The 21,370-nt window shown below is 66.8% G+C and carries 16 protein-coding genes and 1 pseudogene; 14 read left to right on the forward strand and 3 right to left on the reverse strand.

Annotated elements, in window-relative coordinates:
- The 3 genes from DB708_RS23440 to DB708_RS23450 form a co-directional block, all read right to left on the reverse strand.
- Nucleotides 1-1,868, reverse strand: a 1,868-nt coding sequence (locus tag DB708_RS23440) for a type I polyketide synthase (protein ID WP_235616917.1), incomplete at its 3' end; no start/stop codon positions are given.
- Complete coding sequence (fadD26, locus tag DB708_RS23445; protein ID WP_108925879.1) at nucleotides 1,865-3,616, reverse strand: long-chain-fatty-acid--AMP ligase FAAL26/FadD26; 1,752 nt, start codon at nucleotides 3,614-3,616, stop codon at nucleotides 1,865-1,867. The genes DB708_RS23440 and fadD26, both read right to left, overlap by 4 nt.
- 629 nt (nucleotides 3,617-4,245) lie before the next feature.
- Nucleotides 4,246-5,016, reverse strand: coding sequence for a thioesterase II family protein (locus DB708_RS23450; protein WP_108925880.1), 771 nt, complete (start codon nucleotides 5,014-5,016; stop codon nucleotides 4,246-4,248).
- 250 nt (nucleotides 5,017-5,266) lie between these two features.
- Between DB708_RS23450 and sepIVA the strand changes: the two genes are divergently transcribed.
- The 14 genes and pseudogenes from sepIVA (at nucleotide 5,267) to DB708_RS23520 (ending at nucleotide 21,368) form a co-directional block, all read left to right on the forward strand.
- On the forward strand, nucleotides 5,267-6,004 hold the full coding sequence (sepIVA, locus tag DB708_RS23455; protein ID WP_108925919.1) for a cell division protein SepIVA: 738 nt from the start codon (nucleotides 5,267-5,269) through the stop codon (nucleotides 6,002-6,004).
- 29 nt (nucleotides 6,005-6,033) lie between these two features.
- Complete coding sequence (locus DB708_RS23460) at nucleotides 6,034-6,630, forward strand: YceD family protein (RefSeq protein ID WP_108925881.1); 597 nt, start codon at nucleotides 6,034-6,036, stop codon at nucleotides 6,628-6,630.
- Entirely contained in the window at nucleotides 6,627-7,340 is a 714-nt protein-coding gene (gene rnc, locus DB708_RS23465; protein ID WP_108925882.1) for a ribonuclease III, read from the forward strand. Before DB708_RS23460 ends, rnc begins: the two co-directional genes overlap by 4 nt.
- Nucleotides 7,340-8,188 (forward strand): DNA-formamidopyrimidine glycosylase, encoded by an 849-nt coding sequence (gene mutM, locus DB708_RS23470; RefSeq protein ID WP_108925883.1) that lies wholly within the window; start codon nucleotides 7,340-7,342, stop codon nucleotides 8,186-8,188. Before rnc ends, mutM begins: the two co-directional genes overlap by 1 nt.
- Before the next feature lie 98 nt (nucleotides 8,189-8,286).
- Complete coding sequence (locus DB708_RS23475) at nucleotides 8,287-8,559, forward strand: FeoA family protein (RefSeq protein ID WP_235616918.1); 273 nt, start codon at nucleotides 8,287-8,289, stop codon at nucleotides 8,557-8,559.
- A complete protein-coding gene (feoB, locus tag DB708_RS23480) occupies nucleotides 8,556-10,469 on the forward strand; it encodes a ferrous iron transporter B (protein WP_108925884.1) in 1,914 nt (637 codons plus the stop codon). Before DB708_RS23475 ends, feoB begins: the two co-directional genes overlap by 4 nt.
- Nucleotides 10,466-11,038 (forward strand): NifU family protein, encoded by a 573-nt coding sequence (locus tag DB708_RS23485; RefSeq protein ID WP_108925885.1) that lies wholly within the window; start codon nucleotides 10,466-10,468, stop codon nucleotides 11,036-11,038. Before feoB ends, DB708_RS23485 begins: the two co-directional genes overlap by 4 nt.
- A gap of 33 nt (nucleotides 11,039-11,071) precedes the next feature.
- On the forward strand, nucleotides 11,072-11,497 hold the full coding sequence (locus DB708_RS23490) for an OsmC family protein (RefSeq protein ID WP_108925886.1): 426 nt from the start codon (nucleotides 11,072-11,074) through the stop codon (nucleotides 11,495-11,497).
- Nucleotides 11,484-11,777 carry an acylphosphatase gene (locus tag DB708_RS23495; protein ID WP_108925887.1) on the forward strand — a complete coding sequence of 98 codons (294 nt, stop codon included), beginning with the start codon at nucleotides 11,484-11,486 and terminating at the stop codon, nucleotides 11,775-11,777. The genes DB708_RS23490 and DB708_RS23495 overlap by 14 nt, the downstream gene beginning before the upstream one ends.
- Nucleotides 11,778-11,935: 158 nt before the next feature.
- Nucleotides 11,936-15,535 (forward strand): chromosome segregation protein SMC, encoded by a 3,600-nt coding sequence (gene smc / locus DB708_RS23500; protein ID WP_108925888.1) that lies wholly within the window; start codon nucleotides 11,936-11,938, stop codon nucleotides 15,533-15,535.
- A 68-nt stretch (nucleotides 15,536-15,603) separates the two neighbouring features.
- On the forward strand, nucleotides 15,604-16,917 hold the full coding sequence (gene ftsY, locus DB708_RS23505) for a signal recognition particle-docking protein FtsY (protein WP_108925889.1): 1,314 nt from the start codon (nucleotides 15,604-15,606) through the stop codon (nucleotides 16,915-16,917).
- A 158-nt stretch (nucleotides 16,918-17,075) separates the two neighbouring features.
- Complete coding sequence (locus tag DB708_RS23510; protein ID WP_108925890.1) at nucleotides 17,076-18,482, forward strand: ammonium transporter; 1,407 nt, start codon at nucleotides 17,076-17,078, stop codon at nucleotides 18,480-18,482.
- Between the two features lie 2 nt (nucleotides 18,483-18,484).
- Complete coding sequence (glnB, locus tag DB708_RS23515; protein WP_090601155.1) at nucleotides 18,485-18,823, forward strand: nitrogen regulatory protein P-II; 339 nt, start codon at nucleotides 18,485-18,487, stop codon at nucleotides 18,821-18,823.
- A 45-nt stretch (nucleotides 18,824-18,868) separates the two neighbouring features.
- Nucleotides 18,869-21,368: pseudogene (locus DB708_RS23520) on the forward strand ([protein-PII] uridylyltransferase).
- The last annotated feature ends 2 nt before the right edge of the window (nucleotides 21,369-21,370 follow it).

Raw genomic sequence — 21,370 nt, forward strand, 5'->3', positions numbered from 1 at the left:
GGGCCGACCACGCCGGGGGCGTGCTGTCCGGCGGCCAGGGCGCGACGACCGTCTATGGCGTGGGTGCGGTCGCGGGCGACGACGGTGGCGAACTTGGCTTGGCGGGCCCGGTGATGGTTGAAGGTGTGCGCGACATCGGCCAACCCCACCTGAGACCCGGCGCCTTGCATCCAGTCGGCCAGCACCGACGCCGTCACCGCCACCCGCTGCGCCGTCTTACCCGACACCACCAACGTCGACACCCCCGGCTCGGGCAGTGCCCGACGACGCGGCGCGACGTCTTGGCCCTGTTCGATCACCACGTGCGCGTTGGTGCCGCCGAATCCGAACGACGACACCCCGGCCCGGCGCGGACGTCCCGTCTCGGGCCAAGCGGTCTGTGTGTCAACAACTTTCATCCGTAGGTTGGCAAAGGGGATATGTGGATTCGGGCTTTCGAAGCGCTGATTCGGCGGAATCTCGCCGCGCTGTAACGCCATCACGGCTTTGATGACGCCGGCGATGCCGGCTGCCGCCTCGGTGTGTCCCAGGTTCGTCTTCAGCGCGCCGATCAGCAGCGGCGAGTGCTCGGGACGACCACGACCCAGCACCGCACCCAGAGCGCGAGCTTCGATCGGATCGCCCAACAACGTTCCGGTGCCGTGTGTTTCGACATAGTCGACCATGCCGGGCTGCATTCCCGCGTTGGTGTAGGCGGCACGCAGCACCGCCATCTGGGCCGCCGGGTTGGGAGCCATCAACCCGTTCGAGCGGCCGTCCTGGTTGACGGCCGAGCCGCAGATCACCGCCAGCACCCGATCGCCGTCACGCTGGGCATCGGTCAACCGCTTGAGCACCACCACCCCGGCACCCTCACCACGCACAAAACCGTCCGCCGCCGCGTCGAACGCGCGGCATCTACCGGTTGGCGAGAGCGCGCCGACTTGGTCGAAACCGCGGAATACCGCCGGCGTCAACAGCAGGTTCACCCCCGCGGCAATGGCCAGATGGGAATCCTGGGTGCGCAGGCTCTGGCAGGCCAGGTGGATGGCCACCAAAGAGGACGAGCAGGCGGTGTCCACCGCGACCGACGGGCCGCGCAGGTCAAGGAAGTATGAGAGACGGTTAGCGATGATGCTCATCGCGCCGCCGGTGTTGTTCCATCCGTCGACCTGGCACAGATCGTTGGACGCGATCACGCCGTATTCACTCAGGCATGCCCCGGCGAATACCCCGGTCTGCGAACGGCGCAGCGAGCTCGGCGGTATTCCGGCATGCTCCAACGCTTCCCACGCCACCTCCAGCAGCAGGCGCTGCTGGGGGTCCATCTTGTCGGCTTCGCTGGGGGATATCTCGAAAAACTCGGCATCGAACGCGTCGATGTCGGGCAAAAACGATCCCCACCGCGTTGTGCGGGCCAGCGTCGCCGCTACCTCAGGCGAGCCGCTCTCGAATGGCTGCCACCGCTCGGGCGGCACTTCCCCGATCGTGCAACCGCGCTCAACCAATAACTCCCACAACGCTTCCGGGCCCGTTATCCCGCCGGGGAAGCGGCACCCCATCCCTACGACGGCGATCGGCTCGTCCAGGGAGTTGCGCATCGGGCGCTTGGCCCCCGCGTCGGATTCGGGGTCGGATTCGGGCGCGGTGAGGTATGCGGCCAGGGCGTTGATCGTCGGGTGCTCCCAGAATTCGATCGGGGACACCGGCTTCCCCAACAACTCCGACAACTCGCCGGACAGCACGACCGACTCGCGAGAGCTCACGCCAAGGTCGGCCAGGGAGAGGTCAGGGTCGACTTCGTCCGGGGTGCACCCGATGTTGGTCACCAAGTAGTCGACGAGCCAGTGGCGCAAGTCAGCTTCGCCATTGATGCTCGAAGAGGTCATACGCTCACATCCAGCCGCTTGAATCCGTCAGTTTGATAGCGCTCGACGCAGGCCGAGCGCCGGACTTTGCCGCTCGTCGTGATCGGTATCGAACCGGGCGACACCAGAACAAGATCGGCGACCCGAAGACTGTGCGACTTCGAGATCGCCGAGGTGACCTTGCCCTTCACCGAACGAAGCCGCACCAAACCCTCTTCCTCGGACGCCGCTTTGCTCTTGAGCTCGATGATGGCCACCAGTTGCTCGGTGATGTCGTCGGGCACCGAGATCGCCGCGACCCGGCCGCCGGTGATCTCGGTGATCGTCGCCTCGATGTCGTCGGGGTAGTGGTTGCGCCCGTCGACGATGAGCAGGTCTTTGATGCGGCCCATGATGAACAGTTCGCCGTCGGAGATGACGCCCAGATCACCGGTCCGCAGCCACGGCCCCTGGGCGGCGCCCGGCGCGGGATCGGCCAGCTTGGCGTTGAACACCCGCTCGGTCTGTTCCGGCTTGCGCCAATATCCCAGCGTCACGTGGTCGCCCCGGACCCAGATCTCGCCCACCGTCCCCTCGGGGCTCTCAACCATGGTCTCCGGGTTGACGATTCGCACGGACGTGGGGTCAGGCGCACCGTAGCCGATGAGCTCGGTTCCGAGGGTGCCGTCGGTGCAGGGCCGGGCCCGACCGGCGGTCAGGTGTTCGTAGTCGAAACGCACCGTCTTGGGTGCGGAGCCGGGTTCGGCGGCAGCCACAAACAGCGTCGCTTCCGCGAGCCCGTAAGAGGGGCGGATTGCCGTCGGGCTCAGATTGTAGGAAGCGAAACGCTCGTTGAAGCGTTTCACGGTCGCCACGTGGATCCGTTCGCTGCCACTGACGATCCGCTGCACGTTGCCCAGGTCAAGTCCGGCCATGTCGTCGTCCGAGGTCCTTCGCACGGCCAACTCGAAGGCAAAGTTCGGCGCCGCCGAGAAGCAGGGACCATTGGTGGCCAGCATGTTCATCCAGCGCGCCGGGCGAACCAGGAACGACATCGGACTCATCAACACCGCGCTGCGGTCGGTGATCAGCGGCGCGCACAGTCCCAGAATCAGCCCCATGTCGTGATACAGCGGCAGCCACGATGTCAGAGTCAAAGCGGCCGGCAGCTGAGCGGGATCGCCGAAGTACGCGTACATGCTTTGCGTCACGTTGGCGATGACGTTCGTGTGCGAAACGATGACGCCGGCCGGCGTCCGCGTCGACCCCGATGTGTATTGCAGGTATGCCGCGCCGGAAGAATGGTGCCGGCTTGACGACAGTTCGCGGGGGGACTCCAGGTCCAGCAGATCGACCTCGATGACGAACGGGGCGGGTTGCCCGTCATATGCGGTTGCGTATTTCGTCACGTCGCCGACCACGGCGGAAGTAGTGAGAATGGCGACCGGATTAGAATCGCGCAACACCGAGGAAATTCGGTCGTCGTGCACACCGTATTGCGGTGTCGAAAGCGGTACGGCGATGAAGCCGGCCTCGAGTGCACCGAAGAATGCGACGATATATTCCATTCCCTGCGGCGCCAGAATTGCGACTCGGTCTCCGGGTGAACCGCACAGTGCGAGCTCCTCGGCAACAATGCGGGCGCGCTGCGACATTTGCGACCATGTCAAGGCTTCAGCAAACCCCGCGGGGTCCTGCTCGTAGTCGATGTACGTAAATGCCGTCGCGTCAGGCTGCTGGTCAGTCCGCGCCTGCAGCAAAGCAGGTATAGACGCACTGGTTACCGGCATTTCGTTACCTTCCCAACTCGCTGTCGGCGTCACTAAGTGCACGCACCCTGTGTGTTGCGTTGAGCGGCATTGTGGCTCCTAGGAGGAGCCCCCCACACACAGCAGCTGCTGGCGGTAAATCTGGCGCGTTGAGACTAGATGGGCGGGGTCCCCGGTTTCCCCTCCCCGACCACGAGTCTTCTTAAGCTACGTAAGCAATCTAACACGGGGAGGTGATGGGAATTTAGAAATCCACAGATTCATACACAGGACACGGCGTGGGTTGTTGACTAGGCGGGCTACATTTGTCGTGAACGACGTTCTCGCAGGTCATAGCGCTATGTTCAGTAAGTGACTTGTGGTGTTAATGGTGCTGAAGGGGTATCCGGGCAGCACGGGACAACCTAGGTCGGCCGTCCAGCGGGTGACGGAACCGGTCGGTTTTGGCACCAGCGCACCGTTTCGCCGCAGGCCCGCATGCGCCGGCCCAGGGGCCTGCAGACGCGCGAACGCAGCTGGTGCCGGACAGCGCAGGCCGGGGGACGACGCGGCCGCCCTGACGGGGTTGTGCGCGGGCGTTTGCGGCGAACGGACGACCACCTGCGGCCCGTCGGCGGCGGGACCGTGCCGGTCCTCGCCGGCCGGTGCGCCTAGCTAACTCCTGGCGCCTCGATCGAGATTTTCTCCTCGATATTCTTCACCAATTCCGACAAGTTGTTGTTGAGGTAAAAGTGATCCCCAGCAAACACTTGGAGGGAGAATTCGCCCGTGGTGCGATCCGCCCACGCCGTCATGTTTTCCTCGGCCACGATGATGTCGTTATCCGCGACGAAGGTGTGGATCGGACACGACACCGTCACCTCGGGTGCGCGGGTATAGGCGGCAATGGCTCGCACACTTTGCAAGGTGGGCAGAATCGTCGACGCGAATTCGTCATTCGCCAGCATTTCGGGGTTTGTGTCGGTGACCTGGGCGACCACGTTCAGGATGTCGCGATCCGAACCCTGCAGTTCCTTGTAGCGGATATGGCCGGGTGCTGCGCAGGACGACACGAACAGGGCCGCGACCGGATGTCCGGACGATTGGAAGCGCAGGGCCACCTCGAAGGCCAGCAACCCGCCCATGCTGTGGCCGAAGAACACCACCGGACGGTCGGTCGGGGCAGTGGGCGCCATCATGGTGAAGATTTCGTCGGCGAACTCGGGAATGCTCGGCAGTTGGGTGAGGCCGCGGTCGCTGCGTCCGGGATATTGGACGGCTACCCGCTGGATGTCGGTGGAGAACGCCTTCGCGAACGGCACGTAAAAGGTCGCGGAGCCACCGGCGTGCGGAAATATGTAAAGCGTTGCTGCGGGCGGCTTTGCGCCGGTGCTGCCTCGGTCCGTGGGCCCGTTCACCGGCTCAGCGTATCCCGGGGCCATTAGCTGGCCCGTTGCCTCGGCAGATGCGCTTTCTCGTCGGCACGACAACGGCATGCGTCCCGCGCGGGACGAAACACGGAAGTCCTGGAAGAATCGGCATTTGTGGGCTGATCGCCGGCTGTGGCCCGCCTGCGGTGGTTCCGGTCGGGGAATTTGCCCGACACACCGGTGTCGCCACCGCCGTCACAGAGGTAACACCAGGCACACTGGTAACAACAGGAATTGTGCAAGACGCCAGGAGGGTATGGCCGTGTACCGAGTCTTTGAAGCGCTGGATGAATTAGGCGCCATTGTCGAAGAAGCCCGCGGCGTGCCGATGACGGCTGGCTGTGTGGTGCCTCGCGGTGACGTGCTGGAACTGATCGACGACATCAAGGATGCGATCCCCGGCGAGCTGGACGACGCCCAGGATGTGCTGGATGCTCGCGATTCGATGCTTTCCGACGCCAAGTCGCACGCCGAATCCATGGTGTCCTCGGCGACCACTGAGTCGGAGTCGATGCTCAACCACTCTCGCGCGGAGGCTGACCGGCTGCTTTCCGACGCCAAGTCGCAGGCCGACCGGATGGTCAACGAGGCGCGCCAGCACAGCGAGCGGATGGTCGCCGACGCCCGCGAGGAAGCGATGCGTATCGCCACGGCGGCCAAACGCGAGTACGAGGCCAGCGTCGGCCGCGCTCAGGCCGAAGCCGACCGGATGATCGAAAACGGCAACATCTCCTATGAAAAGGCCGTGCAAGAGGGCATCAAGGAGCAGCAGCGCCTGGTCTCGCAGAACGAGGTCGTGCAGGCGGCGAACGCGGAGTCCACCCGGCTGATCGACACCGCGCATGCCGAGGCCGACCGGCTGCGTGGTGAATGCGATATCTACGTGGACAATAAGCTCGCCGAGTTCGAGGAGTTCCTCAACGGCACACTGCGTTCCGTGGGCCGCGGCCGCCACCAACTGCGGACGGCTGCCGGAACGCACGACTACGCGACCCGGTAGGGAAACTGAGCGCGCCGTAAGATTTCGCTATGGCGCGCAAACACAGCACCACTGCGCAGCATCATCCGGCCTCGCCGATGACCGTTGACGTCGCGCGGCTCGGGCGACGCCCGGGATCGATGGTGACATTGCGCAACACCGTGTCCAGTCCGTCGCGTATCGGACTGGACATGATCGCTATCGAGCAGGGCGCGCCGCTCGAGATGGATCTGCGGGTCGAATCGGTGTCGGAAGGCGTGCTGGTCACCGGCACGGTGTCTGGGCCCACCGTCGGCGAGTGCTGCCGGTGCCTGACCGCAGTCAACGGGCGAGTGGAGATTGGGCTGACCGAGCTGTTCGCCTACCCGGACAGCGCCACCGAGGCGACCACCGAGGAAGACGAGGTCGGCCGGGTCGTCGATGACCGCGTCGACCTCGAGCAGGCCATCGTCGATGCCGTCGGACTCGAGCTTCCGTTCACACCGGTATGCCGACCGGATTGCCCGGGGTTGTGCCCGCAATGCGGCATCTTGCTGGCCGATGACCCCAGTCACCACCATGACGCCATCGATCCGCGATGGGCCAAGCTGGTGGACATGATGTCCGACGATTCACCCGCCCTGGACACCGCTCGGGGTGACCAGTGACTTCGCGGCAATCTTTGATCGATGCGCTCGGGGTAGAGCTGCCCGAGGAACTGCTCTCGTTGGCGTTGACGCATCGCAGCTACGCCTACGAGCACGGCGGACTGCCGACCAACGAGCGGCTGGAGTTTCTCGGCGACGCCGTACTGGGTCTGACCGTCACCGACGAGCTCTATCACCGTCATCCCGACCGTTCGGAAGGTGATCTGGCCAAACTGCGTGCCAGCGTCGTCAACACCCACGCGCTCGCCGACGTGGCGCGGCAGTTGTCCGAAGGTGGGCTGGGCAATCACTTGCTGCTGGGGCGGGGCGAGGCGAACACCGGCGGCGCCGACAAGTCGAGCATCCTGGCCGACGGCATGGAGTCGCTGTTGGGCGCGATCTACCTGGCGCACGGCATCGAGACATCGCGCGAGGTGATCCTGCGTTTGTTCGGCGGGCTGCTGGACGCCGCGCCCACGTTGGGCGCCGGGCTGGATTGGAAGACCAGCCTGCAGGAGCTCACCGCGGCGCGCGGCATGGGTGCGCCGTCCTACCTGGTCACTTCCACCGGCCCGGACCACGACAAGGAATTCACCGCGGTGGTGGTCGTGATGGAGACCGAATACGGGTCGGGGATGGGTCGCTCCAAAAAGGAGGCCGAGCAGAAGGCCGCGGCGGCGACCTGGAAAGCGCTGGAGGCGCTGGACCCCGCTGGGAAAACGCCCGCCTAGTGCCCGAGCTGCCCGAAGTCGAGGTGGTGCGCCGCGGCTTGCAGGCCCATATTGTGGGCAAGACGATCACCGCGGTTCGGGTGCACCACCCCCGCGCGGTACGCCGGCACGAAGCCGGGCCCGCCGACCTCACGGCCCGCCTGCTCGGCGCGCGGATCGACGGAACCGATCGCCGCGGCAAATACCTGTGGCTGCTGCTGGACGGCGATACCGCGCTCGTTGTCCACCTCGGCATGAGCGGCCAGATGCTGCTGGGCGAGGTGCCACGCGCCGACCACGTCCGGATCTCCGCATTGCTCGACGACGGCACCGTGCTGAGCTTCGCCGACCAGCGGACCTTCGGGGGGTGGATGCTGGCCGACCTGACGGAATCCGACGGCAGCGTAGTGCCCGAACCCGTCGCTCACCTCGCGCGGGACCCGCTGGACCCCCACTTCGACGCCGACGCGGTGGTGAAAGTGTTGCGGGGCAAGCATTCCGAGATCAAACGCCAGCTGCTGGATCAGCAGGTGGTTTCGGGTATCGGCAATATCTACGCCGATGAAGCGTTGTGGCGGGCCAAAGTTCATGGTGCCCGGCTGGCTGCCACGCTGAGCCGCCGCCAGCTGGGCGCGGTGCTGGACGCCGCCGCGGATGTGATGCGCGACGCGCTGGCCCAGGGTGGGACTTCGTTCGATTCGCTGTACGTCAACGTCAATGGCGAGTCGGGCTACTTCGACCGCTCCCTGGATGCGTATGGGCGCGAAGGCGAAAGCTGCCGGCGGTGCGGCGCGGTGATCCGCCGCGAGAAGTTCATGAACCGATCGTCGTTCTACTGTCCGCGCTGCCAGCCGCGCCCGCGCGGTTAACACTTTCTCGGGGAAAGCTGAGGATAACCTTCCCGTCGTGAGGTTATCCTTACGAGGATGATGACCCGCTGGACATGGGGAGGCTAATGCGCAAGTCGGTGCGGAACGCAGATCGTATATCGGGTTCGCCCACCTTGCTGGCGCAGCTGTCGCCAGGCGAGCGGGCAACCATCGTGGGCGTGGCGCCGGCGGCGTCGGCCGCGGTGGCGGGCCGATTGCGGCAGTTGGGATTTCGGCCGGCCTCCGATGTCGAGGTCATCCGCCGGGCTCCGATGGGCGATCCGACCATCTACCGGGTTCAGGACACCGAACTGTGCCTGCGCCGCCGCGAGGCGCGGCTGATTGAAGTCGCGTCGGGGACTGACGCATGACGTCATGCCACGAAGAAGACGGCTCCGGGGTCGCTGTCGCCGGACTGGCGCGCATCGCGCTGGTGGGCAGTCCCAACGCGGGCAAGACTTCGGTTTTCAACCACTTGACCGGATTGCGCGCCAAGACCGGTAACTACCCGGGCGTCACGGTCGGGCGCACCGTCGGCACCACCAAGGTGGACGGCGTCGAGGTCGCCATTGAGGACCTGCCCGGCACCTACAGCCTCGACCCGATCAGCCCGGACGAGCAGGTGGTGTCCGACCTGCTGGGCGGCGAGGTCTACGGCGACGGCCGCCCCGATGTGATCGTCATCGTCGCCGACGCCACTACGCTGTACCGCTCGATCATCCTGGTGGCCCAGGTGCTGCGGCAGGACCTGCCGTGTCTGTTGGTGCTGACCATGACCGACGAGCTGACCGCGCGGGGCGGCGGCATCTCCGTCGATGCCTTGTCGACGGCGCTCGGCGTCCCGGTGCTCGCCGTCGTCGCCAACCGCGGCGTAGGCATTGACACCCTGCGCGCCCAACTGGTGGCCTTCGGCCGCTGGCAACGGCCCCCGGTGCTCCCGCCGGCCGATGATGCGGCCATCGACGCCTGGGGCCGCTCGGTGCTGAAGGCGGCCGATTACGTTGCCCCCCAACCCGATCGGCGTACCCGACGGATCGACGCGCTGGTGCTGCATCCGCTGTGGGGGACCATCATCTTCTTCGCAGTGATGTTCTGCTTCTTCCAGGTGGTCTTCACCGTCGCCGCGCCGCTGCAGGATCAAGTGGGCGATTGGCTCACCTGGCTCGGCACCCTGGTGAGCAACCACGTCGGCAACTACGTGGTGCGCGGATTGCTCGGCCAGGGGCTGATCGGTGGCGTGGGAACGGTGCTCCAGTTCATCCCGCAGATCGTCTTGCTGTTCTTACTGATCGCGCTGCTCGAGAACGTCGGCTACATGGCGCGCGCCGCATTCCTGATGGATCGGGTGATGGCCGCGACGGGGTTGGAAGGCCGCGCCTTCGTCGCGATGCTCTCGTCGTTCGCATGCGCGATCCCGGGGATCATGGCCACCCGAACACTGCCGTCGTCGAAAGACCGGATCGCCACGATCATCACGGCACCGTTGATGACCTGCTCGGCGCGGCTCCCAGTGTTCACCCTGCTGGTCGGACTGCTGGTGTCGCCGCGCACGCAGTGGGGTGGGCTGAGCGCGCAGGGCATCGCGATGTTCGCACTGTATGTGTGCGGCGGCACCTCGGCGCTGATCGCCGCCTCGGTGTTCAAGTCGACGATCCTGCGCAGCGACATGCTGCCGTTCACGATGGAGCTTCCGCCGTACCGCTTCCCGTCGCCCAAGAACGTGCTGATCACGATGTGGGATTCGGCGAAGATGTTTTTGCGCAAGGCCGGAACGATCATCCTGGGCACCTCCGTGGTGCTGTGGGTGTTGCTCAATCTGCCGGCCCGCGCGTCAGAGACCGCGAACATGTCGCCAACGGATGCCACCGCTTACGTGATGAACCACAGCTACGCCGCCGATGTCGGGAAGGCGATCGGGCCGGTGTTCAAGCCACTCGGATTCGATTGGCACATCAACATTTCGCTGCTCGGATCGTTCTCGGCGCGCGAGGTGTTCGTGTCCACCCTGGGCCAGGTGGCGGCGGCGGAAAGCCCCGACGATCCGCACGAAGCACTGCTCAACTTGAAAGACGATGCGGGCCATAAGGTGTTCACCGCGCCGACGGTCATCGCGCTGATGGCGTACTTCATCTACGCGTTGCAATGCATGTCCACCGTCGCGGTGATGCGCCGCGAAACCAATTCGTGGCGGTGGCCGGTAATCGCCTGGTCCTACATGTTCGTGCTGGCGTGGCTGGCGGCGTTCGCCGCCCGGGCGGTCGCGATGGCGCTGGGCGCATGATTCCGATCCACGCCACCGCCACCGCGAATCCGCGCCAGCTGCGCTGGGTGGTCGCCCCCGAGCAACTACCGGCGCGCGGCACCGTCCGCAACGCCCCGGGCAGGCTGGGCGCCTTGCTGGACGCCCACGCGATCGACGAGGTCGTGGTGGGCGCCGGCGGCATCCTGATCACGATCGGTGCCGGCGGCGATTGGCGTGAGCTGGGCGACGATATCCGCGAGGCGCTCGGCGCGGCGCTGCTGGACTCGGCGGGTTGGACGATCGACGAAACATCGTTTCCCGCAAGCAAATTGGAAACGGTCGTTGAGGAACTGCTGGCCGGGCCGGTGGGTGCACTGGCCGCCTCGCATGGCGGATCGATCGAGCTGGTTTCGGTGGTGGGCCACCACGTGACGGTTCGGATGGTGGGTGCCTGCGATGGATGTCCGGGTGCGTCCTCCACACTGCGCGAGGCGCTCGAGCGTGAGTTGCGACGGCGGGTCGATGAGCAGGTCGTGGTCGCCTCATCCGAAAACGATTCGGCCTCACTGTCTTTGGGAAAGAAGCTGCTGTCGTTGATAGTCCGTTGAGGGCGTTGTCGTCGTCCCCGGTAGAAATGAGTGATGACGGAACTGTGGGTCGAACGCACCGGGACGCGCCGCTACACCGGCCATAGCTCAAGGGGAGCGCAGGTCCTGGTCGGGTCCGAGGACGTCGAGGGCGTGTTCACCCCCGGCGAACTGCTCAAGATCGCGTTGGCTGCCTGCAGCGGGATGTCCAGCGACCAGCCGCTGGCCCGTCGGCTCGGCGACGACTACCGGGCAGTGGTCCGGGTTTCCGGCGACGCCGACCGCGCCGAAGAGGTCTATCCGCTGCTCTCTGAGACGCTGGAGCTCGACCTGTCTGGATTGTCCGTCGACGAAACCGAACGCCTGGCCGTGGTCGTCAACCGGGCGATCGACCTGGTCTGCACGGTCGGGCGCACCCTCAAGTCGGGCACCACGGTCAAGTTCGAGATCGCGTCCGAAGCCAACAATGCCGGGTCCTGACGTCGCACTCACCGCCTGGGTGCAAGGGATGGTTCAGGGCGTGGGTTTTCGCTGGTGGACCCGTTGCCGCGCGCTGGAGCTCGGCCTCACCGGCTACGCGGCCAACCAGGCCGACGGCCGCGTCCTGGTCGTCGCGCACGGCCCCCGGGAGGCGGGCGAGAAATTGCTGCAGCTGCTGCAAGGCGGCCATTCGTGGCCCGCGCAGCCCGGCCGCGTCGACAAGGTTGTCGCCGAATGGTCGCGGCCGCAGGAGCAGTTCGAGGGATTCGTCGAGCGCTAGGCCACTCGGCGAATCAAACGCACGATGCCGTCGTTTTCGGTGACTGAAGTGGCCACTGTGGCCAGTGCGTCAGACTGTGAACAACAGGTGTATTTCAGGCGAGCCGACACCCCTTGGTGACCGTGCCTCCGGCAATTTGGGCGGTAGTCTGGCTCGCCGTGTACCTCAAGAGTCTGACGCTGAAGGGCTTCAAGTCCTTCGCGTCGCCGACGACTCTGCGCTTCGAACCCGGTATAACCGCCGTCGTCGGGCCCAACGGCTCCGGCAAGTCCAACGTGGTCGACGCCCTGGCCTGGGTGATGGGGGAGCAGGGCGCCAAGACGCTGCGCGGCGGAAAGATGGAAGACGTCATCTTCGCCGGCACCTCGTCGCGCGCGCCGCTGGGCCGCGCCGAAGTCACCGTCACGATCGACAACTCCGACAACGCGCTGCCGATCGAGTACAACGAAGTGTCGATCACGCGGCGGATGTTCCGCGACGGCGCCAGCGAATACGAAATCAACGGCACCGGTTGCCGTTTGATGGATGTCCAGGAGCTGCTGAGCGACTCCGGCATCGGCCGCGAGATGCACGTGATTGTGGGCCAGGGCAAGCTCGACGAGATCTTGCAGTCGCGTCCCGAGGATCGTCGTGCCTTCATCGAAGAAGCCGCTGGTGTGCTCAAGCACCGCAAGCGCAAGGAAAAAGCCCTGCGCAAGCTCGACGCGATGCAGGCCAACCTGGCCCGGCTTACTGACCTGACCACCGAGTTGCGCCGCCAACTCAAACCGTTGGGCCGCCAAGCCGAGGTGGCTCGTCGCGCCCAGACCATCCAGGCCGACCTGCGTGACGCGAAGCTGCGGCTGGCCGCCGACGACATGGTCAACCGTCAGGTGCAGCGGGACGCGATCCTGGAGGCCGAGGCCACCATGCGCCGCGAGCACGACGTCGCCGCCAGCCGGCTGGCGGTGGCGTCCAACGAGCTGACCGCACACGAGACCGCGCTGGCCGAGCTGTCGGTGCGAGCCGAGTCGGTCCAGCACACCTGGTTCGGGCTGTCCGCCCTGGCGGAACGGGTGAGCGCCACGGTGCGCATCGCCAGCGAACGCGCTCAGCACCTCGACCTCGAGCCGGTCGCGACCAGCGACACCGACCCGGATGCGCTGGACGCCGAAGCCGACAGAGTCGCGGCCGCTGAGCGGCAGCTGCTGGCGGAGCTGGCCGCCGCCGGGACCCGGCTGGAGGCCGCCCGCGCCGAATTGTCCGAGCGCGAGCGCGAGGCCACCGAGGCCGACCGTGCGCATCTGGCCGCCGTCCGGGCTGAGGCGGACCGCCGTGAAGGCCTGGCCCGGCTGGCTGGTCAGGTCGAGACCATGCGGGCCCGGGTCGAATCGATCGACGACAGCGTCGCCCGGCTGTCCGAGCGAATCGAACAGGGCGCGGTGCGCGCTCAGCAGACCCGGGCGGAGTTCGAGACCGTGCAGGCCCGCGTCGGCGAACTCGATCAGGGCGAGGTGGGCCTGGACGAACACCACGAGCGCACAGTGGCCGCGATGCGAGCGGCCGACGAACGTGTCGTCGAGTTGCAGGCCGGCGAGCGCGAAGCTGAGCGCCGGGTGGCTTCGCTGCGAGCCCGCATCGATGCCCTCTCGGTGGGCCTCGAGCGCAAGGACGGCGCCGCGTGGCTCACGCAAAACCACAGCGGACCAGGACTTTTCGGGCCAATCGCGAAATTGGTCAAGGTCCGCTCGGGGTATGAGGCGGCGCTGGCCGCGGTGCTCGGGTCGGCGGCCGACGCGCTGGCCGCCGAAAGCTTCGGCGCGGCCCGTTCGGCGGTCGCCGCGCTCAAGCAAGCCGACGGAGGCCGTGCGGCCCTGGTGCTGGGTGACTGGCCCGCCGATCAGCCCGCATCGGGCGCGCCGCTGCCCGACGGGGCTCTCTGGGCGCTCGACCTGGTCGACGCCCCGCCGCGGTTGCGCGGCGCGATGGCCGCCATGCTGTCCGCCGTCGCGGTGGTCAACGACCTGGGCGCGGCGCTGGATCTGGTGGCCAGCCGCCCGCAGCTGCGGGCGGTCACGCTCGACGGTGACCTGGTCGGCCGCGGCTGGGTGAGCGGCGGTTCGGACCGCAAGCCCTCGACGCTGGAGCTCACCTCGGAGATCGACAAGGCCGGCACCGAGCTGGCCGCCGCCGAGTCGCAGGTGGCGCAACTGTCCGCGGCCTTGTCCGGCGCATTGACCGAGCAGCGGGGCCGTCAGGACTCCGCCGAGCAGGCGCTGGCCGCGCTCAACGAATCCGACACCGCGATCTCGGCGATGTACGAGCAGCTGGGCCGCCTCGGACAGGACGCCCGGACCGCCGAGGACGAGTGGAACCGGCTGCTGCGCCAGCGCGAGGAGCTGGAGGCCGGTCGCGCCCAGACCGTCGAAGAGGTCACCGGACTCGAAACGCGGCTGCGCAACGCCCAGGAGAGCCAGCTCGCGCCCGCGGAAGAACCCGTCGATCGTCAGCGCATCGCCGCCGCGGCCGACACCGCCCGCGGCGTCGAGGTGGAGGCCCGGCTCGCGGTGCGGACCGCCGAGGAACGAGCCAATGCCGTTCGCGGCCGGGCGGATTCGCTGCGCCGCGCGGCCGCCGCCGAGCGCGAGGCACGGGTGCGGGCCCAACAGGCACATGCCGCGCGACTGCGGGCGGCCGCGGTGGCCGCGGCGGTGGCCGACTCGGGTCGGCTGCTGGCGACACGGTTGAACGGGGTGGTCGCAGCGGCATCGCAAATCCGCGACGCGATGGTCGCCGAACGCGAGGCGCGCTCGACCGCGATGACGGCGGTGCGCGAGGAGGTGCACACACTGGGTGCCCGGGTGGCCAAACTGACCGACTCGCTGCACCGCGACGAGGTGGCCAACGCGCAGGCGGCGCTGCGCATCGAGCAGCTGGAACAAACGGTGCTCGAGCAGTTCGGCATGAGTCCCGCGGATTTGATCGCCGAGTACGGCCCGCAGATCGCATTGCCGCCCTCCGAGCTGGAGATGGCAGAGTTCGAGCTGGCCCGCGAGCGTGGCGAACAGGTCACCGCGCCCGCGCCGGTGCCCTACGACCGGCCCACCCAGGAGCGGCGGGCCAAGCGAGCCGAGCGGGAGCTGGCCGAACTGGGCAGGGTCAATCCGCTGGCCCTCGAGGAGTTCGCCGCGCTGGAGGAGCGCTATAACTTCCTGTCCACTCAGCTCGAGGACGTCAAGTCGGCCCGCAAGGATCTGCTCGACGTCGTCGCCGAGGTCGACTCGCGCATCCTGCAGGTGTTCAGCGATGCCTTCGTCGACGTGGAACGCGAATTCCAGGAAGTCTTCACTGTGTTGTTCCCCGGCGGCGAGGGCCGGTTGCGGCTGACCAATCCGGACGACATGCTCACCACCGGCATCGAGGTGGAAGCCCGTCCGCCCGGCAAGAAGGTCACCCGGCTGTCTTTGCTGTCCGGTGGCGAGAAGGCGCTGACCGCGGTCGCGATGCTGGTGGCGATCTTCCGCGCCCGCCCGTCGCCGTTCTACATCATGGACGAGGTGGAGGCCGCGCTCGACGACACCAATCTGCGCCGCCTGATCTCGCTGTTCGAGCTGCTGCGGGCCCGCTCGCAGCTGCTGATCATCACCCACCAGAAGCCGACAATGGAGGTCGCCGACGCGTTGTACGGCGTGACCATGCAGGGCGACGGCATTACCGCGGTGATCTCGCAGCGCATGCGCGGACAAGAGGTCCAGCAACTCGCCACCACTTCTTCGTAGCGCGCGGGCGGCGGCCTGCCGCTGTGGTCGCTGTGAGTTGCAGGGCGTGGCCCTGAAACAATGTCAGCGTGTCGCAAGGTCTTTGGATCGCCATCGCCGTCGTTGCCGCCCTGGTTGTCATCGTTGCGCTGGTCCTGGGGCTGACCCGGTACCGCCGCCGCCGGCGCATCAGCCTGACCCGGCCCGAGCCGGGCGCACTCGAGGGTTCCGGACGCTACACGGCGTCATCGGGCATCAGCTTCAGTCAGGGTGCGCAGACGCAGGATCGGATCGACACCAGCGGGTTGCCCGCTGTCGGAGACGACGCGACCGTCCCGCGTGACGCGCCGCGGCGCACGATCTCCGATGTTCACCTGCCCGCACCGCAGGCCGAACCCGAGACCGTCACACCGCCGCCGGCGCCGGCCCCCGAGCCCGAAGCTGAGCCGGCGATCCCCGCGACGGCAGAGATCGACGAGATCGCGCCGACCGAAGGCCGGCTAGAGCGCCTGCGCGGCCGGCTGGCCCGATCGCAGAACGCGCTCGGGCGCAGCATGCTGGGCTTGATCGGCGGCGGCGACCTGGACGAAGACTCCTGGCAGGACGTGGAGGACACCCTGCTGGTCGCCGATCTGGGTCCGGTGGCCACCGAGTCGGTGGTCTCGCAGCTGCGCAGCCGACTGGCCGGCAGCAATGTGCGCACCGAGGCCGACGCGCGTGCGGTGCTGCGTGACGTGCTGATCAGCGAGCTGAAGCCCGAGATGGATCGCTCGATCCGCGCGCTGCCGCACGACGAGCACCCGTCGGTGCTGCTGATCGTCGGCGTCAACGGCACCGGAAAAACCACCACCGTCGGAAAGCTGGCGCGGGTGCTGGTCGCCGACGGCCGGCGGGTCGTGCTGGGCGCGGCCGACACATTCCGGGCCGCGGCCGCCGATCAGCTGCAGGCCTGGGCCTCCCGGGTGGGCGCGGAGGTAGTGCGCGGCGCCGAAGGCTCGGACCCGGCCGCGGTGGCCTTCGACGCCGTCGACAAGGGCATCGAAACGGGCGCCGACGTCGTGCTCATCGATACCGCGGGGCGTCTGCACACCAAGGTCGGCCTGATGGACGAACTCGACAAGGTCAAACGGGTGGTAACCCGGCGCGCCGCGGTCGACGAGGTGTTATTGGTCCTCGACGCCACCATCGGACAGAACGGGCTGGCTCAGGCCAAGGTGTTCGCCGACGTCGTCCACATCACCGGCGCGGTGCTGACCAAGCTGGACGGAACGGCCAAGGGCGGCATTGTTTTCCGGGTGCAGCAGGAGCTCGGTGTGCCCGTGAAACTAGTCGGCCTCGGCGAAGGACCCGACGATTTGGCGCCGTTCGAGACCGCCGCGTTCGTGGACGCTCTGCTCGGCTGAAACCCCTTACACGGGGGCCGTTTCGTTAATGACGCCGAAACACGGTGGCCCCATCTCGGAAACAACCATTGCGCAAGGTTCTGGATCAGGTCATCAGGCGCATGTCTGATGACCGGTTCAGGGCCGACCGGAGGTGATACCGAGTGAGTTTCCCAGTAATGGGCCAGCCCAATACCGGCGATACGGCATGGATGCTGGCGAGTTCCGCGCTGGTGTTGTTGATGACGCCAGGTCTGGCGTTCTTCTATGGCGGCATGGTCCGCGCCCGAAGCGTGCTCAACATGCTCATGATGAGCATCAGTGCCATGGGTGTGGTGACCGTGCTGTGGGCGCTGTATGGCTATTCCGTTTCGTTTGGCACCGACAAGGGCAACTTCCTCGGCGATCCGACCGAGTACTGGGGCCTGAAGGGCCTGATCGGCGGCAACGCCGTGGCCGCCGACCCGACCAAGGGCGTTGCCGCGACGGACATCCCGCTGGCCGGCACCCTGCCGGCGACGGTGTTCGTGGCATTCCAGCTGATGTTCGCGATCATTACGGTCGCGCTGATCTCGGGTGCGGTGTCCGATCGGCTCAAGTTCAGCGCCTGGTTGGTGTTCTCCGGTCTGTGGGCGACGTTCGTGTACTTCCCGGTCGCGCACTGGGTGTTCGCGTTCGACGGTTTCGCGGCCGAGAAGGGCGGCTGGATCGCGAACAAGCTGCACGCGATCGACTTCGCCGGTGGGACGGCGGTTCATATCAACTCCGGTGTGGCCGGTCTGATGCTGGCGATCGTGCTGGGCAAGCGGCGTGGTTGGCCTACGACGCTGTTCCGCCCGCACAATGTGCCGTTCGTGATGCTCGGTGCGGGTCTGCTGTGGTTCGGCTGGTACGGCTTCAACGCCGGGTCGGCCACCAGCTCCAACGGTGCCGCGGGTGCGACGTTCATGACGACCACGATCGCGACGGCCACGGCGATGCTGGCCTGGCTGCTCACCGAGCGTATTCGCGACGGCAAGGCGACAACCCTGGGAGCCGCATCGGGCATTGTGGCAGGGCTGGTTGCCATCACGCCTTCCTGCTCGTCGGTCAATGCGCTCGGCGCCCTGATCATCGGTCTGGTGGCGGGCGTGCTGTGTGCGCTGGCGGTCGGTCTGAAGTTCAAGCTCGGCTTCGACGACTCGCTGGACGTGGTCGGGGTGCACCTGGTCGGCGGTCTGGCGGGCACGCTGCTGGTGGGTCTGCTGGCCGCCCCGGAAAGCGTGGCGATCAACGGCGTGACCGGCGTATCCAAGGGTCTGTTCTACGGCGGTGGCTGGGATCAGCTGGAGCGACAGGCGGTCGGCGCGTTCGCCGTTCTGTTCTACTCCGGGATCGTGACGCTTATCCTGGCTCTGATTCTGAAGTACACCATCGGGCTGCGTTTGAGCCCGGAAGCCGAAGCCGCAGGTATCGATGAATCTGAGCACGCGGAGGGCAGCTACGATTTCGCAGTGGTCACCGGTTCGATTCTTCCTCATGCCAGCCTGCCGGACAGCTCTAATGGACTGGGCGAAGCCGTGGCCGAGAAAGTGGAGGCGGAGTAATCATGAAGCTGATCACCGCGATCGTGAAGCCGTTCACCCTTGATGACGTCAAGACCAGCCTGGAGGACGCGGGCGTCCTGGGGCTGACGGTCAGCGAAGTCCAGGGCTACGGCCGGCAGAAGGGGCACACCGAGGTTTACCGGGGTGCTGAATACTCGGTCGATTTCGTGCCGAAGGTTCGGATCGAGGTCGTTGTCGACGATTCCATCGTCGACAAGGTCGTGGACAGCATCGTCCGGGCGGCACGCACCGGCAAGATCGGTGACGGCAAGGTCTGGGTGAGCCCCGTGGAAACCATCGTGCGAGTGCGCACCGGTGAGCGCGGGACCGATGCGATATGACGCTAACCGCAAATTGACGATCCAGCCCGGGCGGGCCGGGAGGTTATGAAACCGAACGAGCCCGACCGGGAGTCTGGAGCGGACGCCGCGCACGCAGGAATCGCTGCTGGGGCAAGCGATTTAGCCGCTGCACGGCGCACGCTGCTGTCCGAGGGCAGCACCCTGCACGCGGCGGAACTGCGGCACGCCTGGCTGGACCTGCACGAGTCGTGGTTGACGGCCAAAGCCACTGAGCTAGGTATCACCGATGCCAGTGGCTTCGCGATCGTCGGAGTCGGCGGCCTGGGCCGCCGCGAACTGCTGCCCTACTCCGACCTGGATCTGATGCTGTTGCACGACAACGTGTCCGACGAGGCGCTGCAGAAGGTTGCCGACGGGCTGTGGTATCCGCTGTGGGACGCCAACGTTCGGCTCGACCACAGCGTGCGAACGGTGTCCGGAACTCTCGGTGTCGCCAATGGCGACATGATCGCCGCGCTGGGGCTGCTGGATGCTCGCCACATCGCCGGTAACGCGGAGCTGTCCGAGGAATTGGTCTCCGGCGCAAGAAGGCAGTGGCGCACCGCAATTCGTTCCCGAATGGACGAGCTGGTAGAGATGACGAATGCTCGCTGGCTGCGCTGCGGCCGAATCGCGCAACGCGCCGAGCCCGACCTGAAATCTGGTCGCGGTGGCTTGCGCGACGTCCAACTGCTCGACGCGCTGGGCGTCGCCCAACTCATCGATCGCCGCGGCATGAATCGTCCGGAGATCCCGGGTGGTTCGCTCGACGATGCCTATCTGACCCTGCTCGACGTGCGCACCGAACTGCATCGGGTGTCCGGGCGCGGACGCGATCAACTGCTGGCCCAGTTCGCCGACGACATCAGTGCCGCGCTGCACATCGGTGATCGTTTCAGCTTGGCGCGTCAACTGTCTGACGCCAGCCGCACTATCGCTTACCACGCCGAAACCGGAATGCGGACAGCGCAAAACGCATTGCCGCGACGCGGGATCACGGCATTGGTGCGGCGCCCGAAGCGGCGACCGCTGGACGAGGGCGTCGTCGAGTACGACGGCGAAATCGTGCTTGCTCGCGAGGCTCAACCGGATACCGATCCCGGCCTGGTGCTGCGGGTGGCCGCCGCGTCCGCGGACCACAACCTGCCCATCGGCGCCGGCACGCTGAAACGGCTGGCGGCAAGCGTCCCGGATTTGCCGACACCGTGGCCGCGCGAGGCGCTGGACGACCTGCTGGTCGTGCTGCTGGCCGGACCCACGATGGTGAATACCATCGAGGCGCTGGATCGTACCGGCCTGTGGAGCAAGCTATTTCCGGAATGGGATGCGGTCCGCGACCTTCCGCCGCGCGACGTCTCGCACGTGTGGACCGTGGATCGTCATATCGTCGAGACCGCGGTCAATGCGGCACCGTTGACGACCCGTGTCGCGCGATCGGACCTCCTGGCACTCGGCGCGTTACTACACGACATCGGCAAGGGGCGCGGCGTAGACCACTGCGCGTTCGGGGCCGATTTGGTGCCTCCGATCGGTGAGCGGCTTGGGCTCTCCGCCCGGGACATCGACACGCTGGCGGGCATGGTCCGCCATCATCTGCTGCTGCCCATCGCCGCCACCCGAAGCGACCTCAACGACCCGGCAACCATCGAATCGGTGTCGCAGGCGTTGGGTGGAGACCAGCAACTGCTGGAGTTGTTGCATGCGCTGGCGGAAGCGGACTCCAAGGCCACGGGGCCAGGGGTGTGGAGCGACTGGAAAGCCTCGCTGATCGAGGATCTGGTGCGTCGCTGCCGGATGGTGATGGCCGGTGAGCCGCTGCCGGAAGCCGAACCGACTGCGCCACACTATCTTTCACTAGCGGCCGACCATGGCGTACACGTTGAGATCAAGCCGGGGGAGCAGGAACGTCTGCACGCGGTGATGGTCGCACCGGACGGGCGGGGATTGGTGTCGAAAGCGGCGGCGGTGCTGGCACTGAACTCGCTGCGAATTCACTCCGCGACGGTCAACACCCACGACGGTATCGCGATCGCCGAATTCGTCGTGTCGCCGATATTCGGTTCTCCGCCCGAGGCGGGCCTGCTACGTCAGCAGTTTGTCGGCGCGCTGGCCGGCGACGTCGACGTGCTTGGCGCGCTGGAGAAGCGCGACACCGAGGCCGCCAGTTCGGCGATGGCCCGGGCCGGGGAGATCCAGGCGGGGGCGCCGCTGACGCGCTCGACCGCGCCGCCGCGGGTGCTATGGCTGGACGCCGCGCCGGGCCAATTCGTCGTCGAAGTTCGCGCCAGGGACCGGATCGGGCTGCTCGCGCTGCTCGCGCAGGCGCTCGAGCGGGCGGGAGCCGACATCGCCTGGGCGAAGGTCAATACGTTCGGATCCACGGCCGCCGACGTGTTCTGCGTGACCATGCCGGTCGAGTCCTCGGACGCAGCCGAGCCCGACGGGGAAGCATGGGGCGGCCGCGCGCGCCGAGGTGGAGAAGCACTTGTTGGCTGCTCTGGGTGCCTCCGCCGATGCGGTGGTCGACGAGCCTGTCGCCGAGTGAGC

Source organism: Mycobacterium montefiorense (genome assembly GCF_003112775.1).
Classification (GTDB): domain Bacteria; phylum Actinomycetota; class Actinomycetes; order Mycobacteriales; family Mycobacteriaceae; genus Mycobacterium; species Mycobacterium montefiorense.

Coding starts and splice junctions, on each gene's coding strand:
- fadD26 (WP_108925879.1), bottom strand. CDS start 3,616: ATGCCGGTAACCAGTGCGTCTATACCTGCTTTGCTGCAGGCGCGGACT.
- DB708_RS23450 (WP_108925880.1), bottom strand. CDS start 5,016: ATGGCCCCGGGATACGCTGAGCCGGTGAACGGGCCCACGGACCGAGGC.
- DB708_RS23460 (WP_108925881.1), top strand. CDS start 6,034: ATGGCGCGCAAACACAGCACCACTGCGCAGCATCATCCGGCCTCGCCG.
- feoB (WP_108925884.1), top strand. CDS start 8,556: ATGACGTCATGCCACGAAGAAGACGGCTCCGGGGTCGCTGTCGCCGGA.
- DB708_RS23485 (WP_108925885.1), top strand. CDS start 10,466: ATGATTCCGATCCACGCCACCGCCACCGCGAATCCGCGCCAGCTGCGC.
- DB708_RS23490 (WP_108925886.1), top strand. CDS start 11,072: ATGACGGAACTGTGGGTCGAACGCACCGGGACGCGCCGCTACACCGGC.
- DB708_RS23495 (WP_108925887.1), top strand. CDS start 11,484: ATGCCGGGTCCTGACGTCGCACTCACCGCCTGGGTGCAAGGGATGGTT.
- DB708_RS23510 (WP_108925890.1), top strand. CDS start 17,076: ATGGGCCAGCCCAATACCGGCGATACGGCATGGATGCTGGCGAGTTCC.
- glnB (WP_090601155.1), top strand. CDS start 18,485: ATGAAGCTGATCACCGCGATCGTGAAGCCGTTCACCCTTGATGACGTC.